The organism is Verrucomicrobiia bacterium (assembly GCA_026414565.1).
GTDB lineage: Bacteria > Verrucomicrobiota > Verrucomicrobiia > Limisphaerales > Fontisphaeraceae > Fontisphaera.
This window is the reverse complement of record JAOAIT010000007.1, coordinates 114,132-139,246: the sequence shown is the minus strand read 5'-3', so window position 1 is coordinate 139,246 and position 25,115 is coordinate 114,132. Positions and strand designations below refer to the sequence as shown.

Annotated in this window: 22 protein-coding genes; 3 read left to right on the top strand and 19 right to left on the bottom strand. The window is 63.4% G+C overall.

What is annotated here, in order from left to right; translation table 11 throughout:
* The coding region (locus N3J91_01205) for an RHS repeat-associated core domain-containing protein (GenBank protein MCX8155063.1) at positions 1 to 541 on the bottom strand (541 nt) is incomplete at its 3' end.
* 352 nt (positions 542 to 893) lie between these two features.
* Here N3J91_01205 and N3J91_01200 point away from each other — a divergent pair.
* The gene (locus N3J91_01200) at positions 894 to 1,385 is read left to right on the top strand and encodes a phosphatase (protein MCX8155062.1); all 492 of its coding nucleotides are present in this window, start codon (positions 894 to 896) and stop codon (positions 1,383 to 1,385) included.
* 46 nt (positions 1,386 to 1,431) lie between these two features.
* Positions 1,432 to 2,829 (top strand): alkaline phosphatase family protein, encoded by a 1,398-nt coding sequence (locus N3J91_01195; protein MCX8155061.1) that lies wholly within the window; start codon positions 1,432 to 1,434, stop codon positions 2,827 to 2,829.
* Here the strand turns inward: N3J91_01195 and N3J91_01190 are convergent.
* The 7 genes from N3J91_01190 to N3J91_01160 all read right to left on the bottom strand — a co-directional run bounded on the left by N3J91_01190 (position 2,826) and on the right by N3J91_01160 (position 14,729).
* Complete coding sequence (locus N3J91_01190) at positions 2,826 to 4,268, bottom strand: arabinose isomerase (GenBank protein ID MCX8155060.1); 1,443 nt, start codon at positions 4,266 to 4,268, stop codon at positions 2,826 to 2,828. The two genes, N3J91_01195 and N3J91_01190, sit on opposite strands and share 4 nt — an antisense overlap.
* A 31-nt stretch (positions 4,269 to 4,299) precedes the next feature.
* Entirely contained in the window at positions 4,300 to 6,339 is a 2,040-nt protein-coding gene (locus N3J91_01185) for an ATP-binding protein (protein MCX8155059.1), read from the bottom strand.
* A 128-nt stretch (positions 6,340 to 6,467) separates the two neighbouring features.
* Complete coding sequence (locus N3J91_01180; protein ID MCX8155058.1) at positions 6,468 to 8,561, bottom strand: beta-galactosidase; 2,094 nt, start codon at positions 8,559 to 8,561, stop codon at positions 6,468 to 6,470.
* 163 nt (positions 8,562 to 8,724) lie between these two features.
* Positions 8,725 to 10,974 carry a polysaccharide biosynthesis tyrosine autokinase gene (locus tag N3J91_01175; GenBank protein ID MCX8155057.1) on the bottom strand — a complete coding sequence of 750 codons (2,250 nt, stop codon included), beginning with the start codon at positions 10,972 to 10,974 and terminating at the stop codon, positions 8,725 to 8,727.
* Positions 10,975 to 10,982: 8 nt separating this feature from the next.
* The gene (locus tag N3J91_01170) at positions 10,983 to 11,657 is read right to left on the bottom strand and encodes a hypothetical protein (GenBank protein ID MCX8155056.1); all 675 of its coding nucleotides are present in this window, start codon (positions 11,655 to 11,657) and stop codon (positions 10,983 to 10,985) included.
* A 9-nt stretch (positions 11,658 to 11,666) separates the two neighbouring features.
* Complete coding sequence (locus N3J91_01165) at positions 11,667 to 12,884, bottom strand: hypothetical protein (GenBank protein ID MCX8155055.1); 1,218 nt, start codon at positions 12,882 to 12,884, stop codon at positions 11,667 to 11,669.
* Between the two features lie 84 nt (positions 12,885 to 12,968).
* Positions 12,969 to 14,729: a hypothetical protein gene (locus N3J91_01160; protein ID MCX8155054.1), complete on the bottom strand. Its 1,761-nt coding sequence runs from the start codon at positions 14,727 to 14,729 to the stop codon at positions 12,969 to 12,971.
* A 383-nt stretch (positions 14,730 to 15,112) separates the two neighbouring features.
* Here N3J91_01160 and N3J91_01155 point away from each other — a divergent pair, with 383 nt between their 5' ends.
* Positions 15,113 to 15,973: a carbon-nitrogen hydrolase family protein gene (locus N3J91_01155; GenBank protein MCX8155053.1), complete on the top strand. Its 861-nt coding sequence runs from the start codon at positions 15,113 to 15,115 to the stop codon at positions 15,971 to 15,973.
* 17 nt (positions 15,974 to 15,990) lie between these two features.
* Here the strand turns inward: N3J91_01155 and N3J91_01150 are convergent, their stop codons facing one another.
* The 11 genes from N3J91_01150 to N3J91_01100 form a co-directional block, all read right to left on the bottom strand.
* Complete coding sequence (locus N3J91_01150; protein ID MCX8155052.1) at positions 15,991 to 16,446, bottom strand: KH domain-containing protein; 456 nt, start codon at positions 16,444 to 16,446, stop codon at positions 15,991 to 15,993.
* Positions 16,447 to 16,472: 26 nt separating this feature from the next.
* On the bottom strand, positions 16,473 to 18,251 hold the full coding sequence (yidC, locus tag N3J91_01145) for a membrane protein insertase YidC (protein ID MCX8155051.1): 1,779 nt from the start codon (positions 18,249 to 18,251) through the stop codon (positions 16,473 to 16,475).
* A gap of 3 nt (positions 18,252 to 18,254) precedes the next feature.
* On the bottom strand, positions 18,255 to 18,524 hold the full coding sequence (gene yidD, locus N3J91_01140) for a membrane protein insertion efficiency factor YidD (protein MCX8155050.1): 270 nt from the start codon (positions 18,522 to 18,524) through the stop codon (positions 18,255 to 18,257).
* On the bottom strand, positions 18,521 to 18,889 hold the full coding sequence (rnpA, locus tag N3J91_01135; protein ID MCX8155049.1) for a ribonuclease P protein component: 369 nt from the start codon (positions 18,887 to 18,889) through the stop codon (positions 18,521 to 18,523). The genes yidD and rnpA overlap by 4 nt, the downstream gene beginning before the upstream one ends.
* Positions 18,890 to 18,905: 16 nt before the next feature.
* Complete coding sequence (gene rpmH, locus N3J91_01130) at positions 18,906 to 19,043, bottom strand: 50S ribosomal protein L34 (protein ID MCX8155048.1); 138 nt, start codon at positions 19,041 to 19,043, stop codon at positions 18,906 to 18,908.
* Between the two features lie 204 nt (positions 19,044 to 19,247).
* Positions 19,248 to 20,624: an AMP-binding protein gene (locus tag N3J91_01125; protein ID MCX8155047.1), complete on the bottom strand. Its 1,377-nt coding sequence runs from the start codon at positions 20,622 to 20,624 to the stop codon at positions 19,248 to 19,250.
* On the bottom strand, positions 20,621 to 21,190 hold the full coding sequence (locus N3J91_01120; protein ID MCX8155046.1) for a hypothetical protein: 570 nt from the start codon (positions 21,188 to 21,190) through the stop codon (positions 20,621 to 20,623). The genes N3J91_01125 and N3J91_01120 overlap by 4 nt, the downstream gene beginning before the upstream one ends.
* A gap of 9 nt (positions 21,191 to 21,199) precedes the next feature.
* Positions 21,200 to 21,679 carry an acyl-CoA thioesterase gene (locus N3J91_01115; protein ID MCX8155045.1) on the bottom strand — a complete coding sequence of 160 codons (480 nt, stop codon included), beginning with the start codon at positions 21,677 to 21,679 and terminating at the stop codon, positions 21,200 to 21,202.
* A 22-nt stretch (positions 21,680 to 21,701) separates the two neighbouring features.
* Positions 21,702 to 22,973 (bottom strand): tryptophan 7-halogenase, encoded by a 1,272-nt coding sequence (locus tag N3J91_01110; protein ID MCX8155044.1) that lies wholly within the window; start codon positions 22,971 to 22,973, stop codon positions 21,702 to 21,704.
* Positions 22,970 to 23,638, bottom strand: a complete 669-nt coding sequence (locus N3J91_01105) for a hypothetical protein (protein ID MCX8155043.1) — start codon at positions 23,636 to 23,638, stop codon at positions 22,970 to 22,972. The genes N3J91_01110 and N3J91_01105 overlap by 4 nt, the downstream gene beginning before the upstream one ends.
* A gap of 12 nt (positions 23,639 to 23,650) precedes the next feature.
* Positions 23,651 to 25,003 carry a coproporphyrinogen III oxidase family protein gene (locus tag N3J91_01100; GenBank protein ID MCX8155042.1) on the bottom strand — a complete coding sequence of 451 codons (1,353 nt, stop codon included), beginning with the start codon at positions 25,001 to 25,003 and terminating at the stop codon, positions 23,651 to 23,653.
* Between the last annotated feature and the right edge of the window lie 112 nt (positions 25,004 to 25,115).

Genomic DNA, 25,115 nt, shown 5'->3' with positions numbered 1-25,115 from the left:
GACCAAGCCCAAGGTAGTCGTAACGGCTTATCGGGTCGTTGAAAACGAAGTGGTAGAGGTTCTTTTCCTCGTCGAGGCGCATGTCGTCGATAAGCTCGCCGTCCACCCTATACTTCGGACGCTCTCCTCTGAGAAGTTTGCGGCCCGGTTCATTGATGGGATCTCTGTTTGGCCACCGGCCGGAGGTGGGATTGTAGTAGCGATGGCCGTAGTAGAGGAGGCCGGTTTCCCAGTCGTGGTATTTGGTGGAGAAGAGGTAGTTGAAGGTCTGGGAGAGGGGGCCGGTGGCGCGGAGGGGTTCGCCAAAGGGGCCGTACTCGTATTGCGCCACCAACACACCATCCGCCCCCCCCACATACCCCATCACATTCCCATTCCCATCATAAACCGGAAAATACACCCCCGCATCCGGCCCATTATGAATCACCGTCGCCAGCAGCCCGCCCACGTTGCAATCATCATCCTGAGGAGAGGAATCCTGCGGGATGGTTTTTGCCTCCTCCCTGGCTTCATACGTGCCGATGGTTCCCCACGCTTGCATGGTTTCCGGCTGAGCCGAAGCCAATATCCTCCAAAACCTCACTTCCTTCAAGGCCATTTAGGGGAATAGGGAAATGCAAAATGCAAAGCCGGATAGTCGCAGCCGAAGGTGCAAAATGGGGAGTATCATGCCAATTTGTTAATCATTGGAGCATAGCTTTGGCTTCGGCGGGTACGCCGAAGCCGGCACGCGGGACGCGTGCGCGCCCCGAGACCAGGATGGTGCGTTTGTTTTTTTATTTTCCCTTGCGGGTATTTCGGAAATGTGAATACGTTTGCCCATGCCGATGGGCCGGGATAATCCATATAGGTTACCTAATCCCAACACCTACTGGGTCAAGCCGGGCAAGCTTATGGCCGGGGAATATCCCAGCCATCAGCGTTCGGCAAAAGCCCGGGTACGCCTGCGCGCTTATTTGGAAGCGGGGGTGAACTTTTTCCTCGATCTCACCGTGCCGGGGGAGCTGCGTTCGTATGAATATTTTCTATATGAGGAATCGCAGGCGCTGGGGCTGATGCCCATTTATCAGCGCTTGCCGATTCCCGATGCGGGCGTGCCCCGCACGCCGGATTACATGGTGCAAATATTGAACGTGATTGACCGCGCAATTGCCGAGCGCCGTTTGGTGTACGTGCACTGTTGGGGCGGCATCGGGCGCACCGGGGTGGTGGTGGGCTGTTACCTGGTGCGGCACGGCATGACGGGCGAGCAGGCCCTGCAGGAGCTGGCCCGGTTGTGGAAAACCGTGGAAAAGTCCGAGTACTTTCCAGACTCGCCGGAAACGCCGCAGCAGCGCGAGTACATTCTGAAATGGCGCGAGCCGGCGAAGACCCGCCGGGGTTAAAAGTCTCTGGAGCCTCAAGGGGTGTTGAGTTATCCTGCGTTGAGCCATGCAGCGGCTCGCCGTCATCAATCTGGTGGGCTTGACCTCCCGCCTGCTGCAATCCGGCCATCTGCCGCGGCTCTTTCGCTGGGGGCAGCGGGGCTGGCAGGCGCTCATCCAACCGGCCTTCCCGGCGGTGACGTGCACCGCGCAGGCCAATTATCTCACCGGCTGCCTGCCCGCCCAACATGGCATTGTGGGCAATGGGTGGTATCAGCGCGAGCTGGCCGAGGTGCATTTCTGGAAGCAATCCAATCATCTGGTCACCGCCCCCAAAATGTGGGAGCGCCTGCGCCAGCAGCACCCGGGCTTCACCTGCGCCAAGCTGTTTTGGTGGTTCAACATGTATTCCAGCGCCGACTGGAGCATCACGCCCCGCCCCATGTATCCCGCCGACGGCCGCAAGATTTTCGACATCTACACCTGGCCGTATGAGTTGAAGCCCCAGCTCAAGCGGGATTTGGGCGAGTTCCCGTTTCCCACCTTCTGGGGGCCGGCCGCCGGGGTGCCATCCCCGCAGGGGCCGCCTGACGCGGCCAGCCGGTGGATTGCCGCCGCAGCGCAATGGATCGAGCGCCAGTTTCAACCGCATCTGCATCTGATTTACCTGCCCCACCTGGATTACAATTTGCAGCGCCACGGCCCGGAGGCGGCCGTGGTACAGGAGGACTTGCGGCGGGTGGATGAAATTGCGGGCGAGCTGCTGGATTTCTTTGCCGGACGGGGGGTTGCCTGTGTGGTGCTCTCGGAGTACGGCCTGGTGCCGGTGGAGCAACCGGTGCATGTGAATCGCGTGCTGCGGCAGGAGGGCTGGCTGGTGGTGAAAGAGGAGCTGGGGCGGGAGCTGCTCGACGCCGGGGCCTGCCGGGCGTTTGCCGTGGCCGATCATCAGGTGGCGCATATTTATGTGAAAAATGCCGGCGACATTTCCGTCGTGCGGCGGCTCCTGGAAAAGACGCCCGGGGTGGCGCAGGTGCTGGGGCCGGAGGAGCTGGCTGCCTGCGGCCTGCGGCATCCCCGCGCCGGCGATCTGGTGGCGGTGGCGGCGGCGCGCGCGTGGTTCACATATTATTACTGGCTCGACGACGCCCGCGCGCCGGACTTTGCGCGGACGGTGGATATTCACCGCAAGCCCGGTTATGACCCGGTGGAATTATTCCTGAATCCCGCCCTGCGTTTTCCCCGGCTTAAAATCGGCTGGCGGCTGTTGCAAAAAAAGCTGGGCTTCCGGATGCTCATGGATGTGATACCACTGGAAGCCTCGCTGGTCCGAGGCTCGCATGGCGCCATTCCGGCGATGGAAGCAGATTATCCGGTGTTGCTGGCGCCGCATCCATGGCGTGAGGGGCCGGCGTCGCTGGCATCCACCGAGGTGGCGGCCGCCCTGGCGGATTATTGCCGCTAGCACACGCGGGCCACTTCCAGATCGAGCAGCCGTCCCAGTTTGTCGAGCTTGCCGGCCAGGTGCCCCACGCCCACCGCACAATGATGGGCCGGGCCGTGCGCATTCCAGGCTTCCATGAAGCCGCGGGCACCCAGGGGAAAGCGGTAACGGCTGTTGGTGTTGCCGATTTCCAGGATGGGCCCCGGCACAGATTCGCCCTCAGCCACCAGGAGCTTCAAGCGGCCGGGACCCGCTTCCACCACCGAGAGCAACGTCACCGGCCCGTGGCGCACGCTCATTTCCACGGAAAGGCCGCGGCCCACCTTGCCGTGATAGACACGCAGGGGGCGCACTTTGGTTTTGCCCTCGGCAATGGCAATATGGCCGGGCCCGTCGTGGCCCATCAGCACCACCTCATCGCGGTAATCCACCGCGTAATATTCGGTGAACGACCCGCCCGCGCCCAGGGTGTCCAGGATCTTCATGGCCTGCACGTTTTTGATTTCATATTCCCCGGCCACCGGCACGCCGCGGGCGGTGAGGAGGGAATTGCCCAGGATGATGGAACTGATGGCGTCCTCGTTTTCGGCGTTGCCGGTGCCCATGTAGTAATAGGCCAGCGCGCCCAAACGATGCCGCGCCACCAGTTGATCCAGGGCCACGGAGGTCCGCGCCGCGCGCTCCAGCTCGGCGGCGGGACAATCAGGTTCAATGTCAAAGTGCGCGTGAAACTCGGCCACGCGGCGCCGGATTTGCCGGGCGGTGACCGCGCGGCGCAGGGCGCTCAGTTCGTCCACCTCCAGGTGCTCGAAATGATTGCCAAAACAGGCGCAATGCGTGGTCAAATCCGAGGCGATGTCCAGCATGCCGCCATAATAATGGCCCATCAACCCCACGCGATTGTGGGCCATCACGTGCGCCACGCGCGCGGCCTCAAGCCATTCCTCCAACTCCCGCGCCACCAGCTCATCCCCTTCGAGCCGGCCCGTGACCTGGTGAAAACGAATGCCGGCCCGGGTGAAGACATTGGCCAGCTCGGGCACAGGACAGGCCGAACACCACGCCAGCCATTCGCCGGTCATGCGGGTGCGATCTCCCAGTTGATTGAACCAGGCATAATCCAGGGCGTCCCCCGGCTGAAGGTTCAACACAATCACCGGCACCCGCGCGCGCCGCACCACGGGCAGGACGGTGGACGAAAGGGCATAGGTGGTGACGTAGAGGAAAATCAAGTCCACATCGGCCTGGCGAAACTGGTGTCCTGCAGCCAAGGCCTTTTCCGGCGTATCCACCAGCCCCAGCGACACCAGCTCCACCCCGGGCCGCTGGAGCCGCTGTTCGACCACCCGCAGATAACCGAGCAGGCGGCGTTTCAAGCCTTTGAACTGCGGCCAGTAGGCCTCCAAGCCAATGCCAAACAGGCCGACTTTGAGCGGGTGGGCAGGGTGCTGGGCTGGCATAAAACCCCCGGCCGCCGGTGGGACGGCGCCGTTAATTGGTCATCAAAGGCAGTTTGATGCGCACACAGCCGCCCGGCGATTCACTTTCCACCGGCACTTCCAGGCGCCCGCGATGGCCCTCAATGACCCGCCGGCAGACGGTCAGCCCCAGGCCCAGGCCGGTGGTGCGGGTGGAGAAGAAAGGCTCGTTCAACCGCGCCAGAGCTTCCGGCGTAAAACCGGCGCCGTTGTCGCGCACTTCGATGTTCACCCAGGGGCCTTCAGCGCCCGCCGATTCCAGGCGGGCACGAATCCAGACTTCCGGGTTTTGGGGGTTGGCCTGGAGGGCGTTGATGAGCACTTCAGCCAGCGCATCCCGCAAGGCCGCGCGGTCGCCCTGCACAAAAACCGGTTTGGCCAGCGGCTCAAAGTGGACCTGGCGGGCCCGGCTGCCGCAATGTTGTTGCGCCTGCTGCGTGGCTTCATTGAGCAGGGACTCCAGGGGAATGGACTCGCCCTGCTCCGGCCGCTCGCGGGTCATGAGCTTCATCTGCGCCACCAGCCGGACGATGCGCCGCACTCCTTCAGCCAGGGCCTGGTCCAGCGAGGCCCGAAACTCCGGCTGATCATATTTCTCGGCCAGGAGTTGCTGGTGAATGGACAGCGGCACCAGGGCGTTGCCAATTTCGTGGGACAACCGCGCCGAGACCTCCCGCAGGAGGCGCAGCCGCTCATTCTCGCGCTCCAGGCGCTGCACCTGCTCGGTTTCGGTCAGGTCATCCACCAGCAGCAGCACGGCGCTGGGCTGGGACTGGTCTTCCTTGTAGAAGGGCGTGATGCTGACGCTGTACACCGCCCCGGGCCGCTCCGGCGGATGATACCGGAAGGGGGCCACCCCGGAGCCGGTCTTGAGCGCCAGAAACACCTTGCTGCCCAGCATCTGGGGCAGCTCGCTGAATTCAAACTCGCCCGTGCGCGAGCCGCCGCGCTGGAAGAGCGAGCGCGCCTTTTTGTTGGCCTGCAGGACAGTGAGGTCACGGCCCACCACCACGCAGGCGCTGTTGAGCTGCTGCAAAATCTCACTGACGATGGCATGGTTGGCCGCCAGTTGCTCGTGCAGCCAGATGTTGCGGATGGTCAGGCCCAGCTCGCCGAGCAGGTGATAAATCAGCTCCAGCTCGTCATTGGAAAGGCTTTCGCCGGTCAGATGCCCGTCAAAAACCGCCACGCCCAGCAGGGAATCGCGGTCCATCACCGGCACCGCCACCTGCAGCCCCAGCACCTCCAGCTCCTTCAAGGTTTCGGGGTCCTGCTGCGCTTCGGGCGTCTCCTTGCGCAAAATGCGGCCCGTTTTGGCGATGAAACCGCCCACGCCGCTGGCCAGGGAGAGTTGAAAATGATCCAGCAGCCCCGCCGGCAGCCCCACGGAGCCGGCGCTGCGCAGGGCCTCGCGGTCCGTGGCGGCCAGCGTCTGGCCAAAGACCGCCGGCGGGGCGCGAAGAAACACCGCCGCCCGGTTAATGCCCAGGTTCTCCCGCAGGAATTGCAGAAACTGCCGCATCAGGGCCTCAGCGCACAAGGAATGGGTCAACACCGCCGAAAAATCGCGCAGCAACTGCCACGCCCGCACCTGCACCGAGTCGGGCACCGCCGGCGGGACACTGCTGGGAGGGGGCGCCGGACGGGGAGGAGGGGGCGCCAGGGGCACTGGCGCCGGGCGGGGGGCGGGCGCATTCTCGGCCATCACGCGCTCAAGGACGGCATTCAACAACCGGGCCCGCACGGGTTTGGCCAGCACGTGGGAAACACCATGGAGGTAGGCCTCCTCCTCAAAGGCCCATGGTTGCTGGCTGCAATAGACGATGACCGCCACCTGGGGAAACTGCTGGCGCAGCTTTTCGATCTGCCACAAGCCCTGCACCTCGGCCACGTCGGCATCCACCAGGCACACCTCCGCCAGCCCATGGCTGAGCAAGGGGGCGGCCTCGGCCAAATCGGTTCGATGCACCACCCGGTAGCGCGTGGCATCCACCGCGGCCTCCACTGCCTGGGCCAGACTGGGAAGCTGGCCCACGACCAATAGCGTCTTCATATCCTTGCCCCCGCCTATATTAAGATTGTTGCTTGCGTTTGAGGTCCCACATGCTTCGGTTGACCAACTAAAAACTATCCTGCGCCCCAAGGCAATCAGGAAAACTTTTTCGGTTCATCAACGGCCTACTATTCCGCCAGCCGGATGCGGTACAGGTCATATCCCACCTCCCGGCAGGCCCGGATGGTCTCCGGGTAGGGGGTGTCGCAGATGTCCACAAAACCTATCTGATAGTTTTCCCCATCAAACCGCCCCGTGGTGGCCTGATCCCGATATTGGAACCAATGCGTGCCAACAATTTGCGGATTGCGCAAGGCCCCCCGCACATACTCCGCGTATTTGCGCGCCCGATCCTCCTGGCTGGCGGTGGGTTTCAAACCGGTGTGAAACATGCCGCGGTCCAGCGCGCCAAAATGGAATTCCCCGATGATCGTGGGCCGGTCCAGTTGGTTGGGCAAACGGTGGTTGGCCACGCTGTAATCGTACCGATTATAGCTCACCACATCGCAATACTTGGCCGCCGCCGTGGCCGCCGCGTCGTTAACCCACGCAAACCGGCAGCCCAGGTACAACTGATTCGGCGCCACCTCCTTCACAGCCTCGCGGATGACGCGAAAATACGTCTCGGCAAAACGGGTGTAAAAAGCGCGCAAATCCGCCCCGGCCGCCTTGAGATTGGGCCGGTTGGTGCTCTGGCGCAGGTCGTCCCACGAGGTGTATCGGGCCTCCCAGGCCGCATTTAATTTTTCAATCGTGCCATACCTGGCCTGCAAATCCTCCAGCAACACCCGTTTGGCGGCCTGCTCGGGCGGGGATTGCAGCGCCGCCACCGCCAGCGAGGTGTCATCCCCCCAGCTCAGCTCATTGTGCACAAAGAATCCAATGCACCAAGGATCCCCGGCGGCGCGACCGCGCTGCCGTTCCATGGCCGAGCGAATCCCCTGGGCGAACTCCGGATCAAATACATCGGGGAATTTGCTCCAGTAGCCCGAGGAGCCTTCGAGCGGCTTCGAGCGAAAACTGAGGTTGGCCGTGTAGGGGGTGCGGCGCAGCTCATAAATCGCGGCGTCGGACCAATTGGCGATGGTGTTCATCCCCCAACTGCGGAGGCGCCGATGGCTGATCTCCGCATGGGCTTGCGGCCAGTTGTCCCCGTATTTCAAGAGCAGATTGGCCTGGGCAAAATCATAGGTGCGGAAACGGGGCTTGTCCTTGTAATAACCATGGGGCGCATTGCCGCCCCACCCATAAAACCGGCCTGCCGGGCTGTCCGGCGGCGGCAACAGCCGGAAGTAGTGCTCGCGATCAGTGATGGGGGTGTTGGACGAGGGCGTCACACAATCCATGCCATGGGACCAGAACAGCCGGCCCTCGGGATCCACCAGCCACCACTTGCCCTGGTACTTTTCCACCCGAAAAAAGCCCGTCGCCTTGAGCTGCGGCCCGCCCGCATATCCGCCATAGCGGTTCCACTGCGGCGGGCCCGGCAGTTTCGCCAGCTCGTCGGCCTCGGCCCGGGCACGCTGGGCCAGCTCCGCCGCCGAATGAATCTTGCCGGGCCAGTCCGCATGAATGAACTGGCCAAACTCATCAATGAAGGGAATGAACTTTTTGGCGTCCAACACGGTCACCCCACCCGTGGCCCGGATTTGGGTGACTTCAAAGCGATGCGGCGTTTTGGGGTTGGCCACAAAAAGCAAAATCTGCGTCACGTTGGCGGGATCAAGGCGTTCCTCCTGGCCGGGCGCGCCCCGCATGCCAATCAACGGCAGCGGCTCCGACAACCGCCACGGCGTGGTGCTCAATGGCACCGCCAAAACCCCTGCGGCACCCGGCTCCAGCCGCAGCGAGCCATTCGCGCAGTTCTGCCGGCCATCCGCCCCCGGATTATCCACCCGGCAATTGAGGGTGACTGCCTGGGTGCCCGCGTTTTTCACCTCCACCTCCACCGTGCGGTAACGGCGCAAATCCCAGCGCTCCTGCGGGGCCTTCAACGTAATCCCCGGATACGGATGCTTGACGCCGGTTTCCACCCCCAGCGCACGGCCGGTCTGCGGAGTTGTCTGCGCGTCGGTGGTTAATACGAGCGAGGCATTAAAGGGCCGGGCAAAATCAAACAGCACTTGGGGCGCGAGCGTGGGCACAGCCGCGGCCCCGGCAGGCAGGGACGCAACCGCCACCAAGGCCGCACAAAAGAGAGCCGAACAGCGTGGAGTGGTCATGCCCCCAATGATAATTCCTGCATCCCTGCTGGCCAGCGAAAAGGAAAGACTCCCGCCCAGTTGGGACGCGCGCCGGGGGAGCAGACTCGATGGCCCACCCCGGCCACTGCGGGAAACGGCTGGTGCCCCCCGCGGCTGCTCCGCGTGCGGGCACGGGCGCGGCTTAACCTTGTTTGGTTTCTGCGGCGGGCGCCGGCGCGCCGGCAGCACTTCCCCCTTTGCGCGGCGGGGGCATGGTTTTGCCGGGTTTGACGTCCGCGGCTGCGGGAGCCGATTGCGACTTGCGGTCACGGCTGCGGTAGTAGCCGTGATAATAATAATTGTAATAGTAGTAAGGGTTGTCGGCCGTGATGCCGTTCAACACCACGCCGAAGATGCGGGCACCCCGCTGCTGCACCGCGTTGAGAGCGTTGCGCGCGAAACGCATGGAGGTCTTGCCCGCCCGCACCACAAACAACAGGCCGTCGGCATGGCCCGCCAGGGCGAAGGTGTCGTCAATCGCGGTCAGCGGCGGGCAGTCGAATACGATGAAGTCAAATTGCTGCCGGGCTTCGCGGATAAATTGGGCGGTGATGGGGCCAATGAGCAGCTCGCCGGGGTTGCCGGGCAGCCGGCCGGTGGTCACCAGTTTGAGCTGGGCCACGGGGGTGTCCTTGACCACATCCAGCCAGTGCACCTCGCCCCCCAGCACCTCGGCCAGCCCCTGGTCGCGCTCCAGTCCAAAGAAGCCGTTGACGTTGCCACGGCGCAAATCCGCATCCACCACGAGCACGCGGTTGCCCGCCAGCGCGAGGGTGATGGCATAATTGACCGAGAAGGTGGTCTTCCCGTCGCCCGGCACGGCGCTGGTGATGAGTTGCAACTGTTTTTGCGGGCTTTCCACTCCGAGCATGATGCCCGAGCGCACCACGCGGATGGATTCCGCAAACATGCTGTGCTCCTCCATCTGAGTAATGAGAATGCGCTGTTTGGACTGTTTGCCCGTCAGCAGCGGCACCTGCCCCAAGATGGGCAGCCCCAGCTCGGCCTCAATGTCCTCGGCCAGTTCCAGCCGGTCATCCAGTTTGTCCAGCAAGTAGATGATGCCGCAGCCGGCCGCCAGCCCCAGCAGCAGCCCCATGAGAATGATTTTCTTCCGGTTGGGGCTGATGGGCAGGGGCGAGCCAATGCCTTCTTCCAGGATGGCCAGCTCCTTGTCGCCCCGCGTATTGCTGGCCTCAAGGGCGCGCGCCTTGCGCCGCAGGCTTTCCAGTTCATTCTTGATGTCGTTTTCGTCGCTCTTGAGCCGGTCAAATTGGTTCTGGATGTTGCGCGACTCAAACACCTGCTTGCGCAGGTCTTCAATCAAGGGCTTGTAACTTTCCTCGTCGCGCTTGAGCGACTCGATGCGAGCGAGGCGTTTGTCTTCAATCAAATCCAACTGGTACTGCATCTCGCGCTTGAGCTTGTCCACCTCCGCCAGCAGGTTTTTCATGAAGGGATGCTGCGGCTTGAGGGTGGCGGAGTACTTTTTAACCTCGTCCTCCTTGCTCAGGAGCCGGAATTCCAGCTCGGCGTATTTGCTTTCGCTCAACAACCGCTCCAACGTGTCGCCGCTTTGCGGGGTGGGGTTGGAGGAGTCGGCCGTCGAGCGCTCGGGCAGGCGGCGCGTTTCCACCATGCCGCCCTTCAACAAATCCCGGCTGGACTTGTTCTCCAGGCGCTGGCGGAGGGTTTGGACGGCCGTCATTTCGTCCAGCAGCTTGTCCAGTCGCTGCTGGGCGGCGTCGGCGGTCTCCTTGACGCTGGCGATGTTGTGCTTGACCTGGAAGGCCAGCAGGTCCTGGCGGGCTTTCTCCAGCTTGCGCTCGTAGCGCTCAATTTCCCGCTGGGTCTCGGCCAGACTCAAATCCACCGTGCTGGCGGTCAGCTCCTCCTTGAAGCTCATGAATTCCCGCGCCCAGTGCAGGGCGTACTGCTGGGCAAACAGGAAGTTGGTGGCATCCACGGTGATCAGGAAGAAGCCCAATCCCTTGGTGGCGCTGGCACTCACCGGGCCGCTCATGCCGGCCAGACGTTCATCGGCGCGGATTTTGGCCAGCACCCGCTCCAGCACCTTGGTGCTTTCGAGGTATTGCAGGTGGGTGTCGTAGAAACTGTTGATGTCCACCAGCACGGCCGCCTTGTTGTCGAAGGGCGTCACCACCCGCGAAGCGATGCCAATCTTGGAAATGGCCCGGTAGATTTTGGGCTGGTTATAGGCCCGGTGCGCCGCAATGCCCACGCCCAGCGCCACGGTGAGCAGCAAAATAAACCACCGCCGCGCCAGCATCTTGATGTACCGCCGCAACCGAAAATACAGGTTGATGCGGTCCATCAGGGGCGTGTCAAAACTGTCCGCGCTGCGGACTTCCGCGGTGGCGTTTTCGCTCATGGTGTGCCTCAGCCCCCGAAGTTAAAGGTGCGCTCCGGCACGTCAATGATGTCCCCGGGCTGCAAAATGACATTGTTGGCGCGGTTGCCCCGCTTGATCTCCTCCAGGTCAATGATGCGCGTCTCGGTCTTCTGCGTGGCCGGGTTCACGCGAATCAGTTTGACCTTGCGCAAATTGGCCCACTCGTTGACGCCCACCTGAAACACCGCCTCGAAGATGCGTTTCTCCTCCCCGGGCACCAGTTGCAGCATGTTGCCGCGGGTGCCCCGCCCGATGAACAACACCTGCCCAAACCGCGGCGTGGTCTCCTTCAATTCGAGCTTCACCTTGGCATCGTGATAATAATCCGCATCCAGCCGTCGTTTGATCTCGGCCGCCGTCTCCGCCAGGGTTCGGCCGGCCACATTGAGGGTGATGGACAGGTCGGAGCCGCGCGTCACGCGGAAGGTGGCATTGCCCAGGGCGTTCACGGTAATCGTGTCCGGCTCGGCCCCCTTCACCGGGTCATCCTCAATCCAATACAGCAGCTTGTCGCCCACCCCCAGGCGAAAATCGTCCCCCGGGCGCACCGGCGCATTGGTGGCGACTGCGGCCGGCGCGTTGGAGGCCCCGCTCTGGGCCAGGAGATGTCCCGCCATCACGCCCAGCAGCAGCATGGCCCGCATGGCCTGTCGTCCATTCATGCGCATAAATTAAAATCGCTTTTGCAATTCCAGTGTCAACCGGTTTTGGGTGTAATCCCGCTCCGCAATGGCCGAGTCCTTCAGCGCAAAGCTGTAGGCCAGCGTGGCATTCCAGGTCTTGGTCAGCCAATAATTCAGGCCCACATAGGTCATGTAACGATCCCCGCTGTCCCCGCCCACATTCGAGGCCTGGTAGTGCTCATAGGAGAAGATCGTGTTCAGGCTCAGGGCGCGGTTGAGCTGCCAGGAGAAACCATGCTGCAGGCTGTACATCTCGGTGTAGTTGCTGCCAAAGCCCAACCCGGCCGTGCGGCCCACCCGCAGGTTCTGGTTCATGCGCCGGTTGATCCGGTGCCGCACCCCCAACTGAAACACCACTCCCTGGAAGTCCGAGCTGTCCGCAATCCGGTTGTTGGTGTCATAGGTGGCCAGGCTGTAGGCCACCGAGGCATCCACCAGAATGAACCGCGTGGCCTCCCACGTCACAAAGGGGCCGATGGTGTAGGTCGTGCCATCGTTCTGGAAACTGTCCCGGTAAAACGTCATCGCGTAGGCGTTGTTCAAGCCCAGCATCAGCCGCGAACTGGCCTGGTACATCGTGCCCAGGCTGAAGGTGTGCTGGTCATAATCCAGCTCCAGGTATTCGCTGGTCAGGCTGCGGTCCAGCGTGTGGCTGTACCCGCCCACAAAACCCCACTGCCGGAAGGGCCGCCACTCGGCAATCACCCCGGCCAGATTGTGCAGGCGGCGGAAGTTGATAAAGTCGCGTCCGCTCACGCCGCTGATTTCCGGCCGCGAGACCGGATCGGCCTGCACGCTGATGTTGTCGTAAAAATTGAGGCTCAAATCGTTGATGAACACCCGGTAGTCCATGCGCGAGTTGGGGGCCAACATCAGCGAGCTGATGCCCGGGCTGTTCAGATACCAGCGATAGCCCACCCCCAAATCGAGCTGCAGCAGGTTGTTTTTGCTCACCGGATACATGAATCCCACCCCGAGGTTGGGGGCGATGCTGAAGTCGCTGCGGGGATTGGTTTCCGAGAGATTGATATTGTCGTTGTACTCGAATTGCGTGCTGGCATGCACCCGGGCAATCATCTTGCCCCACTTGAGGTTGTAGGCGCTCGTCTCCGGCGTGCTATAAGCGGGATACGGCAGCGTCTGCATGATGTAACCCCGCCCCGTTTGCGCGGACACCCCCCCCAGGCTGGCGGCCAGGGCTAGCACGGCGCCCAGCCATCGGCTGGGGGTACTTCGGTTGCGGGTGACTGCTGTTACTTCGGGCGCCACGGTGCTTCAGGGACTTCGGGGTTATTTGCCGCCAACAACCGAAGCGCCTGGCTGGGGCACGCGCGACGGATCAATCATGTTGTTGGGGTGGCCAAAGGTGTTCAAGGAGGCCGCCCCCACCGGCAACAGGTTCGGTTGCACGGCAGAACCAAAGACTGTGCCGCCCCCCACGCCCGCCTGCTCGTAGAACACCACGCTGCCCATCAGCCGCGAGGGCAGCGCCCCTCCCTGGGTGGTGATGACCGTGATCATGCCCCCCGGATTCACCTGCGGGGCATACCCTTCCGGGGTTTGAAATACCACTGGCGCGCTGTTGGCCGGGTTGGCGGTGCCATAAAACACGCCGGTCTTGCTGTCGTAAATCACTCCCAGGCCGTCCCCCTCGCCCATCCGCACCTGCCAGTCTTTCAAAGGCCGCAAATCAATTTGATAAGCGCTGCTGACCGACTGGATTTCAATCAGGCCGGTGTCAGTGTAGTTGACCGCCAACTGGCTGTCATTGTCCCCCCGCAACACCTGCCGGGTCTTGGGGGCCACCTTGAAATCGCCCGCCGTCCCGCTGATGCGCAATTCGCCGCCGTCGTCCCAGTTCATGGTAATCGAATTGAACGGCGCGTTGGGACTGGCCGCCACCACGCCGCTGCGGAAGGTGGCGCTGCTCTCGCTCCCAATCCGGGTGATCTGGCGGGAAATGGGATTGAAGAAATCCACCGGCCCATCCGCCGAGGCCACGAAGGTGGAGCAGTTCTGTACATTAATATACTGGAAGGTGGTGCCGCCGGGCACACTGGCCGAGAACCGGTTGGCAATCCGCACCAGCACCTCGCGCGCCGTGGGAAAAAGATTGGTGGCCGTCGTGTTAGCGGTGTCCACCGCCCCCTTGTCCAGATTCCACAGGGAGCCCAGGCTTTGCTCGGAAATCAGAAACGCGCTCCAGCAATCAAAACCCGCCACCCACACCCGGCACATGCCTTTGCGCAGCCGCCATTCCACCACACGCGAGCCAGGATTCTGCGCCAGCTCCAGTTGCGTGCCGTTGGGCAGTTCCACCACCTGCGGCGTCTGGGCGTTGAGGGTGTAGCGCTGTTTGCCGATGTAAATTTCCACCGCGCTGTCCGCCTTGCCGCCCATCGCCACTTCCAGCAAGGGTGTGAGCCGTTGCAGGCGCCCCGCCGACTTGCCATTGGCCGATGTGCGCTGCAACGGCCCTCCCACCATGGGGGGCACAAACGGGGACAACTCCCGGCTCAAGCCGTCGGCATCCGTGGCCGTAATCCGTCCCCGGCCCGCCAGGTAGTAAGAACCATCCTTGAACAGATCAAACCGTGCGCTGGACGCCCCGCGCAGGACGGCCCTGGCGCCATCGGGCAGATTTAAGGTCACCTCGCCAGTATTCTCGCTGGGGGTCTGCGCGTCCAACCATTGCATTTTGGGGTTCGGTCGCACCTGCAACGCCTGCCCCTTGGGCAACTGCGCCGTCCAATCCTTGAAACCTTCCACCTCCAGCACCACGTCCCGCTCGGCCGCCGTCACGCTGGCCATGCCCTCCGCCCCGGGGGGGGTTACTTGAACACCATTGATTAAAACCCCGGCTGCCAAATCCTTCAGGGGCATGGACGCCTTGCCATCCAGGCTGACCCGCCATCCCTCCGCGGCCGGCAGCAACCGGACGATGGCCTGGGAATGGGTCTGGGCGACCAGAGGAGCAGCCAGCAGGAGCGTGAGCAGAAATGCAACAAGGCTGCTATTCCGGCCTGGATCGAGGCAGTGGAGCGGGCGCATTTTAATAAATATTAAACTATTCACGTACGTTTATACACCACCGGGGCCGCGTTGCCAACCCCAGGTTGTGGGCGAGTAGAAGGCAGGCTTGCTACTCCAGCCGCCGATAAAGTGCCACAAGGACACACCAATCGCAACTTTGAGAAAGCAATTTCCAAGCCAAAGTCATTTCTCCAAGGCAAGCCCCCCGAAAAAAGGCTATTTCCCGACGGCCAGAGCGCCTCGGAGGGCCCCATTTATTACGCGCCCGGCCCGCCCAGGCCCCGTCTCCCCTGCCCGGGCAAACTGGCCGCCCTCCACACGCGGGGCGTACTTCCGAAAACATTCCCACAAGCAGACTTGGCAGCGGGGTTTTTCAGGCTTACGCTCTGGCTCGCTGAATTATGCAACCTCCCAAAACCCTGCAAGTTTCGTGCGTCCAACTGCATTGGGCCAAACCGCTGGAGTACAATTTGGAGCGCATCCTCCATTATCTGAAGGCCGCGGCGGCGGCCGGCAGCCGGGTGGTCCTGTTTCCGGAGGCGTGTCTGACCAGTTACTATTTCCCTTATGCGATTACCCTGCGTCCGGCGCAGGTGGAGGCGGCCCTGGAAACCGTCTGCCAGGCGGTGCGGCAGGCGGGTCTCTGGGCCATCGTGGGCACCCTGAAAAAAGCGGGGGCGCGCTATCTGAATCTGGCCCACGTGATCAACCCGGAGGGACGCATCACCTATGAATATGCCAAGGTCAACATGGCCGGGCGTGATGAAAAGAAATACTGCCGGGGCGGAAACAAACTGGCGCTGTTTCAACTGGACGGCCTCTGGTGCACGCTGGTGATCTGCCGGGATGGACGACACCCGGAGTTGTACCGCCTGCCGGCCATGGCGGGAGCGCAGATTCTCTTTCATCCTTCGTGCAGCTCGGACGAAATCGAGGCGGTGACGTGGAAGCGCACCTCGGGACGGGCGCAACAGCCCGTGGGCCCCAACACCAAAATCTTTCATTGCGTGGCCAACACGGTGGGGGAATCGCCGGATGGTTTGCAGACATCAAGCGGGGATTCGTTCATTCGTGAACCCCACGGCCTGCCGCTGGCCCAGGCCGGATGGTATCAGGAGGAAATGATCACCGCCACGCTGGATCTGGCGCGGGCGGACCGGGCGTATGTGCTGGACAGCCTGTGCCATCCGCCGTTTTTGCGCCGGCACTGGCAGCGCATGCTGCGTGAAGTCAAGGCGCGCGCGGGTCTGCCGCCGCGGTGAAGCCGGAAAACGCGGCCCTAGGCTTGGGCCTTGGGGCGGAGCAGGATGGCCTTCTTGTCGGTGCCCTCGACCTCGACGGATCTGGTCTCAATGCGCGGATCGTTTTTCAGCGCGTTGTGAACGATCCGGCGATCAAAGGCATTCATCGGCTCCAGCTCCACCACATCGCCCCAGCGATGCACTTTTTCCGCCGCGGCGAGCGCCTTTTTGACCAGGGCTTCGCGGGCCTGGCTGCGGTAACCCGCGACATCCACGGTGACCTTGGGCGCGTGCGGATCTTGCTGGAAAATCAGCCGGTTGGTCAGGTATTGGAGGCTGGAGAGGGTTTGCCCCTGCCGTCCAATGAGCCGGCCGGAATCGTCCGTTTTGACGTCCAGCAGCAGGCCGTCGTCGAGCTGATGTTCCTCGACGGTGGCCTCGAAGCCCAGGGTTTGAAGCAGGGTTTCCAGGATGAGTTTGGGTTGTGCAGGCATAAGCAAAGGGAGCGCGCCGGCCGGCTTCAGGGTTTGCGGCGCCCGGGCGCCGCCGGCGCCGGCGCGGGGGTGGACGGTTGATTTTTCGCGTCCTGGGTCTTGGTGATTTTGGTCTGCACGATCGTGAGGATGTTCTGCACCGTCCAATACAAAGTCAAGCCGGAGGACATGTTATAAAGCACAAAGAGGAAGATCAGCGGCATGTATTGCATGATCTTCTGCTGGGTGGGATCCATTCCCGGCGAGGGCGGCGTCAGTTTGGCCTGCCAGAACATCGTGGCGCCCATGATCAGCGGCAGCGGGTTGATGGGGAAGCCCGCCAGCGTGGCCACAGTGTCCGGCACCGACAAATCCCACGCCCACAGAAAGGAGGCGCCGCGCAGCTCAATGGCGCTCTGGATCATGAAATAAAACCCGAAAAACACCGGAATCTGAATGAGCATCGGCAGGCAGCCGCCCAACGGGCTGACCTTGTGCTCCTTCATGAATTCCATCATCTTCCGGTTCATCTTCTGCGGGTCATCCTTGTATTTTTCCCGGATCTTGTTCATCTCCGGCTGCAGCTCGGCCAGCCGTTTCATGGAGCGGGTGCTGGCCTTGGTGAGCGGCCAGAAAAGCAGCTTGATGATGATGGTAATGACGATGATGGCCAGGCCGTAGGGCAGCTTGAAGGCGTCATGCAGCCCGTTCATGGAGAGCAGCAGCACCTTGGAGAAGAACCCGAAGAACCCGTTGAACTTCATCAGGTGGTCCAGGTCATTCTTCATCTGCTCGGCCAGCCGGGCCAGGCCGTTGTACTCCTTCGGGCCGACATAGAGCGTGATGTGATGCACCACCGAGGTGCCCGGCTCCACCGTCTGGCCGCGAAAGACCAGCGCGGCCTCAAACCCGGTGTTCTTTACGGGGTCTTTTTCCCCCAACGGCAGGTCCACCTTGCGCGCCACGGCCTCGGCGGCCGGCTGGGCCGGAATGGCGGCCAGGGCAAAGAAACGGTTGTGGGCTGCCACCCAGGTGACCGGCTCGCCCTCGGAGCGATAGACCAGCCGCGGCGTGCCGGGAAAACAGCCCAGCGTGCGGTTGGCAAACCAGCCCTCGTCCAGGTGCTTGGTGCGTTTGGGATCCCGCACAAACACGCCCAACTGCATCACCTCCTCCCGGGAATGCACCAGGGACGCCGTGCCCGCCAGCACTTCATGCGTGGGCAGTATGGCCGGCTGAGGGCCGCGGTTTTCAATGCGCACCAGGGCCTTGACCAGGTAATTGGTGGAAGGCAGGAATTCCTTGACGATGTGCAGGCCGTTGCTGAGGGTTTTTTCGGCGCGCACCCCCGGCCCCACGCGCTGCAGCTCGTAAATGCCGTCCTCCTCGAGCGCGGGATGCCCGCCCAGCGCCAGCACCGGCGCCAGCGCGCCGCGATTCAACACCACGCCCGGCTCCTGGGCCTGTTCACCTTTCTTGCGGCGGATGGTTTGCGGATATTTCTTCGGGTCCAGCTCGATGGCCTTCAACCCGCCGCCGTGCGAGGTGAAGATGTAGGTGATACCCTCATGCACCAGGCGCTCGAGCTTTTCCGGCGCCTCCGGCCCGGGCTTCGGCCGCGGGGGCAGATTGGTGGGCGCCGCGGATAAAAAGGCCGAGGGTGGGGCCGAGGTTGCGACGGTCACCCCATGGGTCTGGCTGGCGCGGCTGACGGCATTGGTCTGCTCCGGCAGCGGCTTGGGCGGGTAAATCAGATTGACCAGCGGATACCACGCCACCAGCAGAAGAAACGAAACAATGAGAACAATGACAGCTTTGCGATCCATGCTTTAAGCTTTCCCACTCGCGGCCGGCCGGCCGACAGGCGGCACCGGATCCAGCCCCGCCCCGCCCCATGGATGACACCGGCACACGCGCCGCAACGCCAGCCAGCCGCCGCGGGCCGCCCCATGCTGCTCCACCGCCCGCAGGGCATATTCGGAGCAGGTGGGCGTAAAACGGCAGCCACAGGCCGGCCCCAACAACGCATGCAGCAGGGGCGACATCACGGCGCGATACAGCCGGATGCCCCCGCACACGATGGCCTGGGCCAGGTTCACAAGTCTTTCAACAAACGGGCCAGGCGGAGGGCCTGCATAAAATCGGCCTCCACCTGCCCAAAAGATTTGGTGGCCAGCGACGGCCGCGCCACCAGCACCATGTGCACCGGCTGGCGCAGATCGTTTTGATGCCGCCGCCATACCTCGCGCATCAGGCGCCGGCCGCGGTTGCGCACCACGGCCTCGCCCAGCGCCCGCGAGGTCACCACCCCCAGCCGGCTGCCGGCGCCCTCCGGAGCGGGCTGCCAGTTCATAATGAGGCAGCCCACCACCAGGCGGCGGCCTTCCTCCCGCAACCGGGCAAACTCACCCGGGCGGCGCAGTCGCCGTTCCCGCGGCAACCCTTGGGACGCGGCTGGAATCATGCCGGCCTCCCGGGGCTTAGACGGGGGTCAAACGCTTGCGCCCCACCCGCCGGCGGTTGGCCAGTACTTTGCGCCCGCTCTTGGAAGAATTGCGGGCCAGAAAACCATGTTGCCGCTTCCGGCGTATTTTCGACGGTTGAAGAGTCCGTTTCATATTTAGTGTTTGCCTTGCCTGCGACGCCCCGCCTCATCCCGCCGATGCCGGACGGCGCCCGCGCCGCAAGCCCATACTATAACATGGAGCCGGCGAGCCTAACAATGAAGATTCTCATGTCAAGCCGCGGAAATGGCCAGCCTGGTGCTGCCGAGGGGCCAAGGGGCCGGTGGCGAGGCCATCAGCCCCACCCGCTCGCCTGGCTTAAACGGGAAAGACGGGAAATTTGTCCGGGGATTCGCCCGAGGTCAACGGCTCCCCCAGGGTTTTGACCCACCGCCGGCTTTTCATCTCGAAGCGCGGCAGCGTGCCCGGAGCCGCCAGCCGCACCGGCACGCGCAAGCCCAGCGCCGTGTGAAAAGCGCAACGCAGGCGTTGGGCCAGGGTTTCGGGATACAAAACTCCGGGCGCCGGTTCAATCTCCACCAGCAGCTCCGGCAGGGCGCCGGACTGCACCAAATGCACCCGATACTCGGCCACGTCCTTGAAGCCCCGGATCAAGTTGTCCACCGCGGCCGGATAAACGTTGACCCCGCGCACAATGACCATGTCATCGGCCCGCCCGATGATGCCGCCTTCCAGCGCCAGCAGATGGCGGCCGCAGGCGCACACGCCCTCGGGCGCCACGCGCACGCGATCCCCGGTGCGGTAGCGGATCGCCGGAGAGCCCACCCGGTTCAGGGTGGTCAACACCAGCTCGCCCTCGGTCACGCCGGGCTGGCCGGTGGCTGGATCCACCACCTCCGCCACAAACAGGTTTTCCATCACGTGCAACACCCCGGGGCGGGCGGGACATTCATACGTCACCGGCCCCGTTTCAGTCATGCCATGATGATCAAAGACACGCGCCCCGTTCCACAAACTGCTCAAACGTGCCCGCACCGCCGGCACGCTGCCGCCGGGCTCCCCCGCCGTGATGATGAGCCGGATGCGGCTGGCGGCAAGGTCCAGACCCGCCGCGCGCGCCTCCTGCCCCAGGTGCAGGGCATAGGTGGGGGTGCAGAGCAGCACCGTGCAATGGTTGTCCAATAACGCCCGCAGGCGGGCTTCGCTGTTCATCGCGCCGCCGGGGAAACAGAAACAACCCAGGCGCTCGGCCGCCTCAAACGCGCTCCAAAAACCGATGAAGGGCCCAAAGGAAAACGCAAAGAAGAGGCGGTCGCGCGGCGTGACCTGCGCCGCGCGGAAAATCTGCGCCCACGCGTCCAGCATGGCCAGCCAGCTTTCGCGGGTGTCGGGCCAGCGCAGCGTGGCGCCGGTGCTGCCGCTGGTCTGATGGCAGCGGAAGTAGTGCTCGGGGGGAAAAGTGAGGTTGGTGCCGTAGGGCGGGGCGGCCTGCTGATCAGCCAGCAACTCGGCCTTGGTGGTGAAAGGCAGCAGTTGCAACAACGCCCGCGCATCCTCCCCGGCTTCGGGCATGTCCAACCCCTCCCACTTGCGCCGGTAAAAAGGATTTTGCGCGCGCGCCAACTGGAGCAAGGCCCGCAGCTTCTCGCACTGGAGGCGTTGCAGCTCCGGCCGCGTCAGGTATTCCGGGAGCGGCTCTTCGGCGGGCAGGGCCATGGCCGGCCAGGCACTCATGGAGCCAGGGGTTTGGCAGCAGAAGACGCCGACGCCGTGGTGGTGACCGCGGGCTTGGCCGGCGCCGGGGCGGGTTTGTACAACGTCACCAGGGCGCCTCCCGTGGCGGCCAGCACAATGCCCAGCAAAAACGGCAGCGGCAATTTTGCCCATCCGCCGGCCGGGGGATGCAACAGCAGCCCCACGACGGCGTTGACAATGGGCGCGCCCGCAAAAACGATGGACATCACCACCGCCGGCGTGCCGCGCGCCCCGAAGGCGAGCAACACCCCCAGCGCGCCTGCCGCCCCCACGACCCCCGCCAGCAGGGACCACGAAAAACCTTTGAGCGGGTAATGCCATGAAGCGCCCTGGGCCATGAGCAGGGCCAGCGGCGCAAGCACGGCAGTGAGAAAATACGCCAGCCCCACACAGAGGAAGGCTTTCATGCGGCCGTGGGCGGGGTCTTGCATGGCCAGTTGGCCGTGGTGCAGAAAGATGCCATACAACCCCCAGCACAGCACCGTCATCAGGGCAAACACCAACCAGGTGGAATCCGTTGAGCTATTCGATTGTGGCATGGACATGGAACAAGGTTAACGACGTGGTTTGGCGCCGGCCGCCCCGGCACGCCCGGGGCTTTCCTCCGGCGGCGCAGCTTCGATGGCCCGCGCAATCACCTCGGGCAGCGGCACCGCTTTAAGGGTGCCGTCCGCGCGATGTTCCACGCAAACCACCGTGATTTCCCCCCGCGCCGCGTCCACTTCGGGCGCCGGCTGCACGCGGCGCAGGGTAAATTGGTAGGTCAGGCTGCGGCGGGTTTTTTTGGCCACCCGCAGGCGGATCTCCACTTCATCCTCAAACCGCAGCGGGGCCAGGAAATCACACCGCGCATGGACCCGCGGCAGCCCCAGGCGGTCATCCCCGCCCGGCCGCGCCACAGAAAAGCCCAGCGAGCGGAAAAACGCATGCTCGGCGCTTTCCATGAAGCGGAAAAAATGGCTGAAGTGCATGATGCCGGCCATGTCGGTCTCGGCAAATTCCACGCGGCGGCGATGAACGAATTCTGAGGGCATGGTGTAACGCATGGCCGGGGCGTCAGACGGCCGCCATTTCGGGCGCCAGGACTTCGCCATACGGCAGCGGTTCAGGCACCTGGGCAAACTCGGCCACGCGTTCAAACAGACGGCTCAAGTCCTTGTTCACGTCGCCGGAGAGGCAGTCGGTGATGTCCCCCTGCACCTCCGGGTATTTGTCGGTCAGATCACGGAAGCTGAAGCCCTCCTGATAGAATGCGTACACCAGCTTGCGCATGTTCTCAATGCCCTGCCGCATCATCTGGCTGTACTCCGCAAATCGCCCGGCCGAGACATCCCCCGCCACCAGCGCCGCGTGCCCGGCGTCGGCTGCGAGCATGCCGCTCTTGAGCGCAAGCATGACCCCGGAGGAAAACACCGGATCCAGAAAACCGAAGGCATCCCCCAGCATCACCAGCCCGTCCACCGCGCAATAACGCGAGCGATAGGAGAATTCATTGGTCAGATAGTAGGGCCCCACCTGCCGGCCCTTGCTGAGCTGCTCGGCAATCCAGGCGTTGTTCTGGATTTCGCGCTGAAACATCTTCTCCGGCTCGCGCACGCCGTCGCGGGTGAGGTACGGCCCCTCGGCCACCGCGCCCACGCTGATGCGGTCCCCGTGCAGCGGGATGTACCAGAACCATCCTTTCTGGGGCAGAAACGCCACCGTGGTGGCGCCGGCGTCAATGCCCTCCGGGCGCGGGATGCCCTCATAATACGTCCACACCGCAAACTTTTTCAGGTACGGATCGCGCACGCGCCAGTTGAAGCGCCCGGCCGCCAGGGCGTCGCGCCCGGTGGCATCCAGAGTGAGCCGCGCGCGCACGGTGTATTCCCGGCCGTCCGGTCCGGCGGCGCGCACGCCCACCACGCGCTCCCCTTCGCGGAGCAGATCCAGCACGGTGGTTTGCTCCCGCACCTCCGCCCCCCGCGCGCGGGCGTTGTTCATGAGCAACAAATCAAACTCGCTGCGCAACACCTGCCACGTCTGCGCCACGTCCGCGTCGTAACGGGTGAAGAAGTAAAACGGCTGCGCGGCCTTGCCGGAGGTGCTGATGAACTGCACGCTGTATTTCTTGACGAAGGCCGACTGGCGCATCGCCGGAATCAGCCCCAGCCGTTGCAGCGGGTAAAAGGTGAACGGCAGCAGCGACTCGCCAATGTGGTAGCGCGGAAATTTCTCGCGTTCGAGCACCAGCACGCGATGCCCATATTCCGCCAGCAGCGCCGCCGCGGTGGAGCCAGCGGGACCGGCGCCCACCACCAACGCATCGTAAGTGGTTTCCGTTTTCATAGGGACTTCTCCTCCGTCATCCATTGCCCAAACTGGGCGCTATAATCCACCGGCAGCGGGCCCGGGGTCCGCTCCGCCACCGGGGAAAGTATCTCCAGCACGTCAGCCAGCAGCCGGTGCTCGCTGTTTAACAGCAAATTGCGCCGCCCATGGTAGGCTTCCGGCGCCGGGCGGATGCCCAACTGCGCCTCCAGATAGGGATGCGGCGCCAGCCGGTAAAACTCCTGGGGCCGGCACACACAGGGCTGCTCGTGATCCTGCAACAGCCGTCCCAGCGGCAGCCGCTCCGACAGAATCTCCTCCTGCACCGCCGGTGGGAAGGCGTTTAAGCGCACGCAGATCACCCCATATTCCACCGGCACCCCCGCCGCCGTGAGCAGCAACACCTCGCGCACGTAAAACGGCCCGTGCCGTTCCCGGCGCAGCGGGCGCAGGGCCAGCCGCGTTTGATAAAACCGCTCCAGGGTGGAGGTCATGTCCTGCCCGTGCGCCAGCAACTGCCGATACGGCGCGGGCAGTGCCGCCGGCGGCACAGCTTGCGGCCGCGGAAACTCCACCCCCTGCTGCTGCCCAAACCACCGCCACCATTCCAAGGCCGTGACCGGCCCGCGCTTCCACGCGGCCGTATCGGGGAGGACTGGCGGATGGTTTAGCAGGGCAGGCATATCAAAGCGGCTTCAGGCATAACGCACCTGCCGGTGCTCCGGCAGGAAAAACTCGTGAATCAGGCGGTCCACCTGCAACAGGCCGTCGCGGTTGAAACGCAGTTCATCGCCGTCCGGCGCCCGCTCCAGGAACCCCCATCCCTCCAGGCGTTGCAAGGCTTCCACGAAGGCCGCCGCAATGTCCACCCCGTACTTCTGCTGAAAATAACTGCGGCGCACCCGTCCCAGCTTAAATTGCAACACCAGCTCGCGAATGAGCCGTTCCTGCGACGTAGGCGTCAAGGCCCGGTAGATGGGCAGCTCGCCGGCGTCCAGCCGGGCCAGATACGGCTCGAAATCGTGCAGGTTTTGAAAATGGGTCCCGCCAATGTGCGAGAAGGAGGCCACCCCCAGCGCCAGCATGTCCGCCCCCTGCCAGAGGGCATCGCGGTAAATGAAGCGCGTGCGCGCGGGCTCGCGGACGGCCGTGTACGCGCTGGCCACGGTGTACCCCGCGGCCTCCAGCTCGGCAAAAGCGTACTTGACCCACGCCCGTTTGGTTTCCCAATCAGCCACCGGCGCCACCAGTTTGCCCTCGGCCTTCATGCGCTGGTAAATGGTGGTGTTGTAGGGTATTTCCATCTGATAGATGGTCACACTGTCGGGCGCCAGCTCGAGGGTGCGCCGCACGCACTGCCGCCAGTTTTCCTCCGTCTCCTCCACCATGCCGGCAATCAGATCAATGTTGATCTGCGGAAAACCGATCTGCCGCGCGTACCGGTAGGCGCGTTCAATTTCCCGGGACCGATGCGCCCGGCCGTTGATCTCCAAAATGTGATCATCGAAATTCTCAATGCCCAGGCTCAGCCGCGTGACGCCCAGCTCACGGATGGCTGCCAGCTTGTGATCCGTCAGCGTCCCCGGCTCACATTCGAAGGTCACCTCCTGCACTTCGTCCCACGGCAGCAGCCGCTGCAAATGGCCCACCAGATGCCGCAACTGCTCCACCGACAGGTAGGAAGGGGTGCCGCCGCCGAAATAAACAAACAACGGTTTGCGGCCGCCAACGAAAGGCTGGCGGGCGTACAGCTCCAGCTCCCGCCCCACCGCGTCCAGATAGTGCCGGATTTCGGCAGAATCCTTGTCTGTGTACACCTTGAAATAACAGAAGTGGCACCGCTTGCGGCAAAACGGGATGTGCACATACAACCCCAGCGGCGTGCCGGGCTGCGGGGGACGGCCAATGGCCGCCAGCGCCTCGGCCACCCGCTCCGGCTTCCAGCACGAGAAGGGTGGATAATTCGAAACAAAATAGTTGCCGGCCGTCGTCGCCTTTTCCAACGGCGGCGCAGCCGGGCGCGCGGGGGCGGCAATCGTCGTATTCATAGGACCATGCCGTGCCGTCCGGCCCCGCTCCGGCTGGGCGGTACCGCGAGGCATTTATCTGTTCTGCTAATAGCCATCATTACCCCAATTATTACCTATGCGTACGGATTCC

Bases quoted from the DNA above. Each gene is read 5' to 3' on its own strand.
- N3J91_01200 (MCX8155062.1), top strand. From the start codon at position 894: ATGGCCGGGGAATATCCCAGCCATCAGCGTTCGGCAAAAGCCCGGGTA.
- N3J91_01195 (MCX8155061.1), top strand. From the start codon at position 1,432: ATGCAGCGGCTCGCCGTCATCAATCTGGTGGGCTTGACCTCCCGCCTG.
- N3J91_01190 (MCX8155060.1), bottom strand. From the start codon at position 4,268: ATGCCAGCCCAGCACCCTGCCCACCCGCTCAAAGTCGGCCTGTTTGGC.
- N3J91_01185 (MCX8155059.1), bottom strand. From the start codon at position 6,339: ATGAAGACGCTATTGGTCGTGGGCCAGCTTCCCAGTCTGGCCCAGGCA.
- N3J91_01180 (MCX8155058.1), bottom strand. From the start codon at position 8,561: ATGACCACTCCACGCTGTTCGGCTCTCTTTTGTGCGGCCTTGGTGGCG.
- N3J91_01175 (MCX8155057.1), bottom strand. From the start codon at position 10,974: ATGAGCGAAAACGCCACCGCGGAAGTCCGCAGCGCGGACAGTTTTGAC.
- N3J91_01170 (MCX8155056.1), bottom strand. From the start codon at position 11,657: ATGAATGGACGACAGGCCATGCGGGCCATGCTGCTGCTGGGCGTGATG.
- N3J91_01160 (MCX8155054.1), bottom strand. From the start codon at position 14,729: ATGCGCCCGCTCCACTGCCTCGATCCAGGCCGGAATAGCAGCCTTGTT.
- N3J91_01155 (MCX8155053.1), top strand. From the start codon at position 15,113: ATGCAACCTCCCAAAACCCTGCAAGTTTCGTGCGTCCAACTGCATTGG.
- N3J91_01150 (MCX8155052.1), bottom strand. From the start codon at position 16,446: ATGCCTGCACAACCCAAACTCATCCTGGAAACCCTGCTTCAAACCCTG.
- yidC (MCX8155051.1), bottom strand. From the start codon at position 18,251: ATGGATCGCAAAGCTGTCATTGTTCTCATTGTTTCGTTTCTTCTGCTG.
- rnpA (MCX8155049.1), bottom strand. From the start codon at position 18,889: ATGATTCCAGCCGCGTCCCAAGGGTTGCCGCGGGAACGGCGACTGCGC.
- rpmH (MCX8155048.1), bottom strand. From the start codon at position 19,043: ATGAAACGGACTCTTCAACCGTCGAAAATACGCCGGAAGCGGCAACAT.
- N3J91_01125 (MCX8155047.1), bottom strand. From the start codon at position 20,624: ATGAGTGCCTGGCCGGCCATGGCCCTGCCCGCCGAAGAGCCGCTCCCG.
- N3J91_01120 (MCX8155046.1), bottom strand. From the start codon at position 21,190: ATGTCCATGCCACAATCGAATAGCTCAACGGATTCCACCTGGTTGGTG.
- N3J91_01115 (MCX8155045.1), bottom strand. From the start codon at position 21,679: ATGCCCTCAGAATTCGTTCATCGCCGCCGCGTGGAATTTGCCGAGACC.
- N3J91_01110 (MCX8155044.1), bottom strand. From the start codon at position 22,973: ATGAAAACGGAAACCACTTACGATGCGTTGGTGGTGGGCGCCGGTCCC.
- N3J91_01105 (MCX8155043.1), bottom strand. From the start codon at position 23,638: ATGCCTGCCCTGCTAAACCATCCGCCAGTCCTCCCCGATACGGCCGCG.
- N3J91_01100 (MCX8155042.1), bottom strand. From the start codon at position 25,003: ATGAATACGACGATTGCCGCCCCCGCGCGCCCGGCTGCGCCGCCGTTG.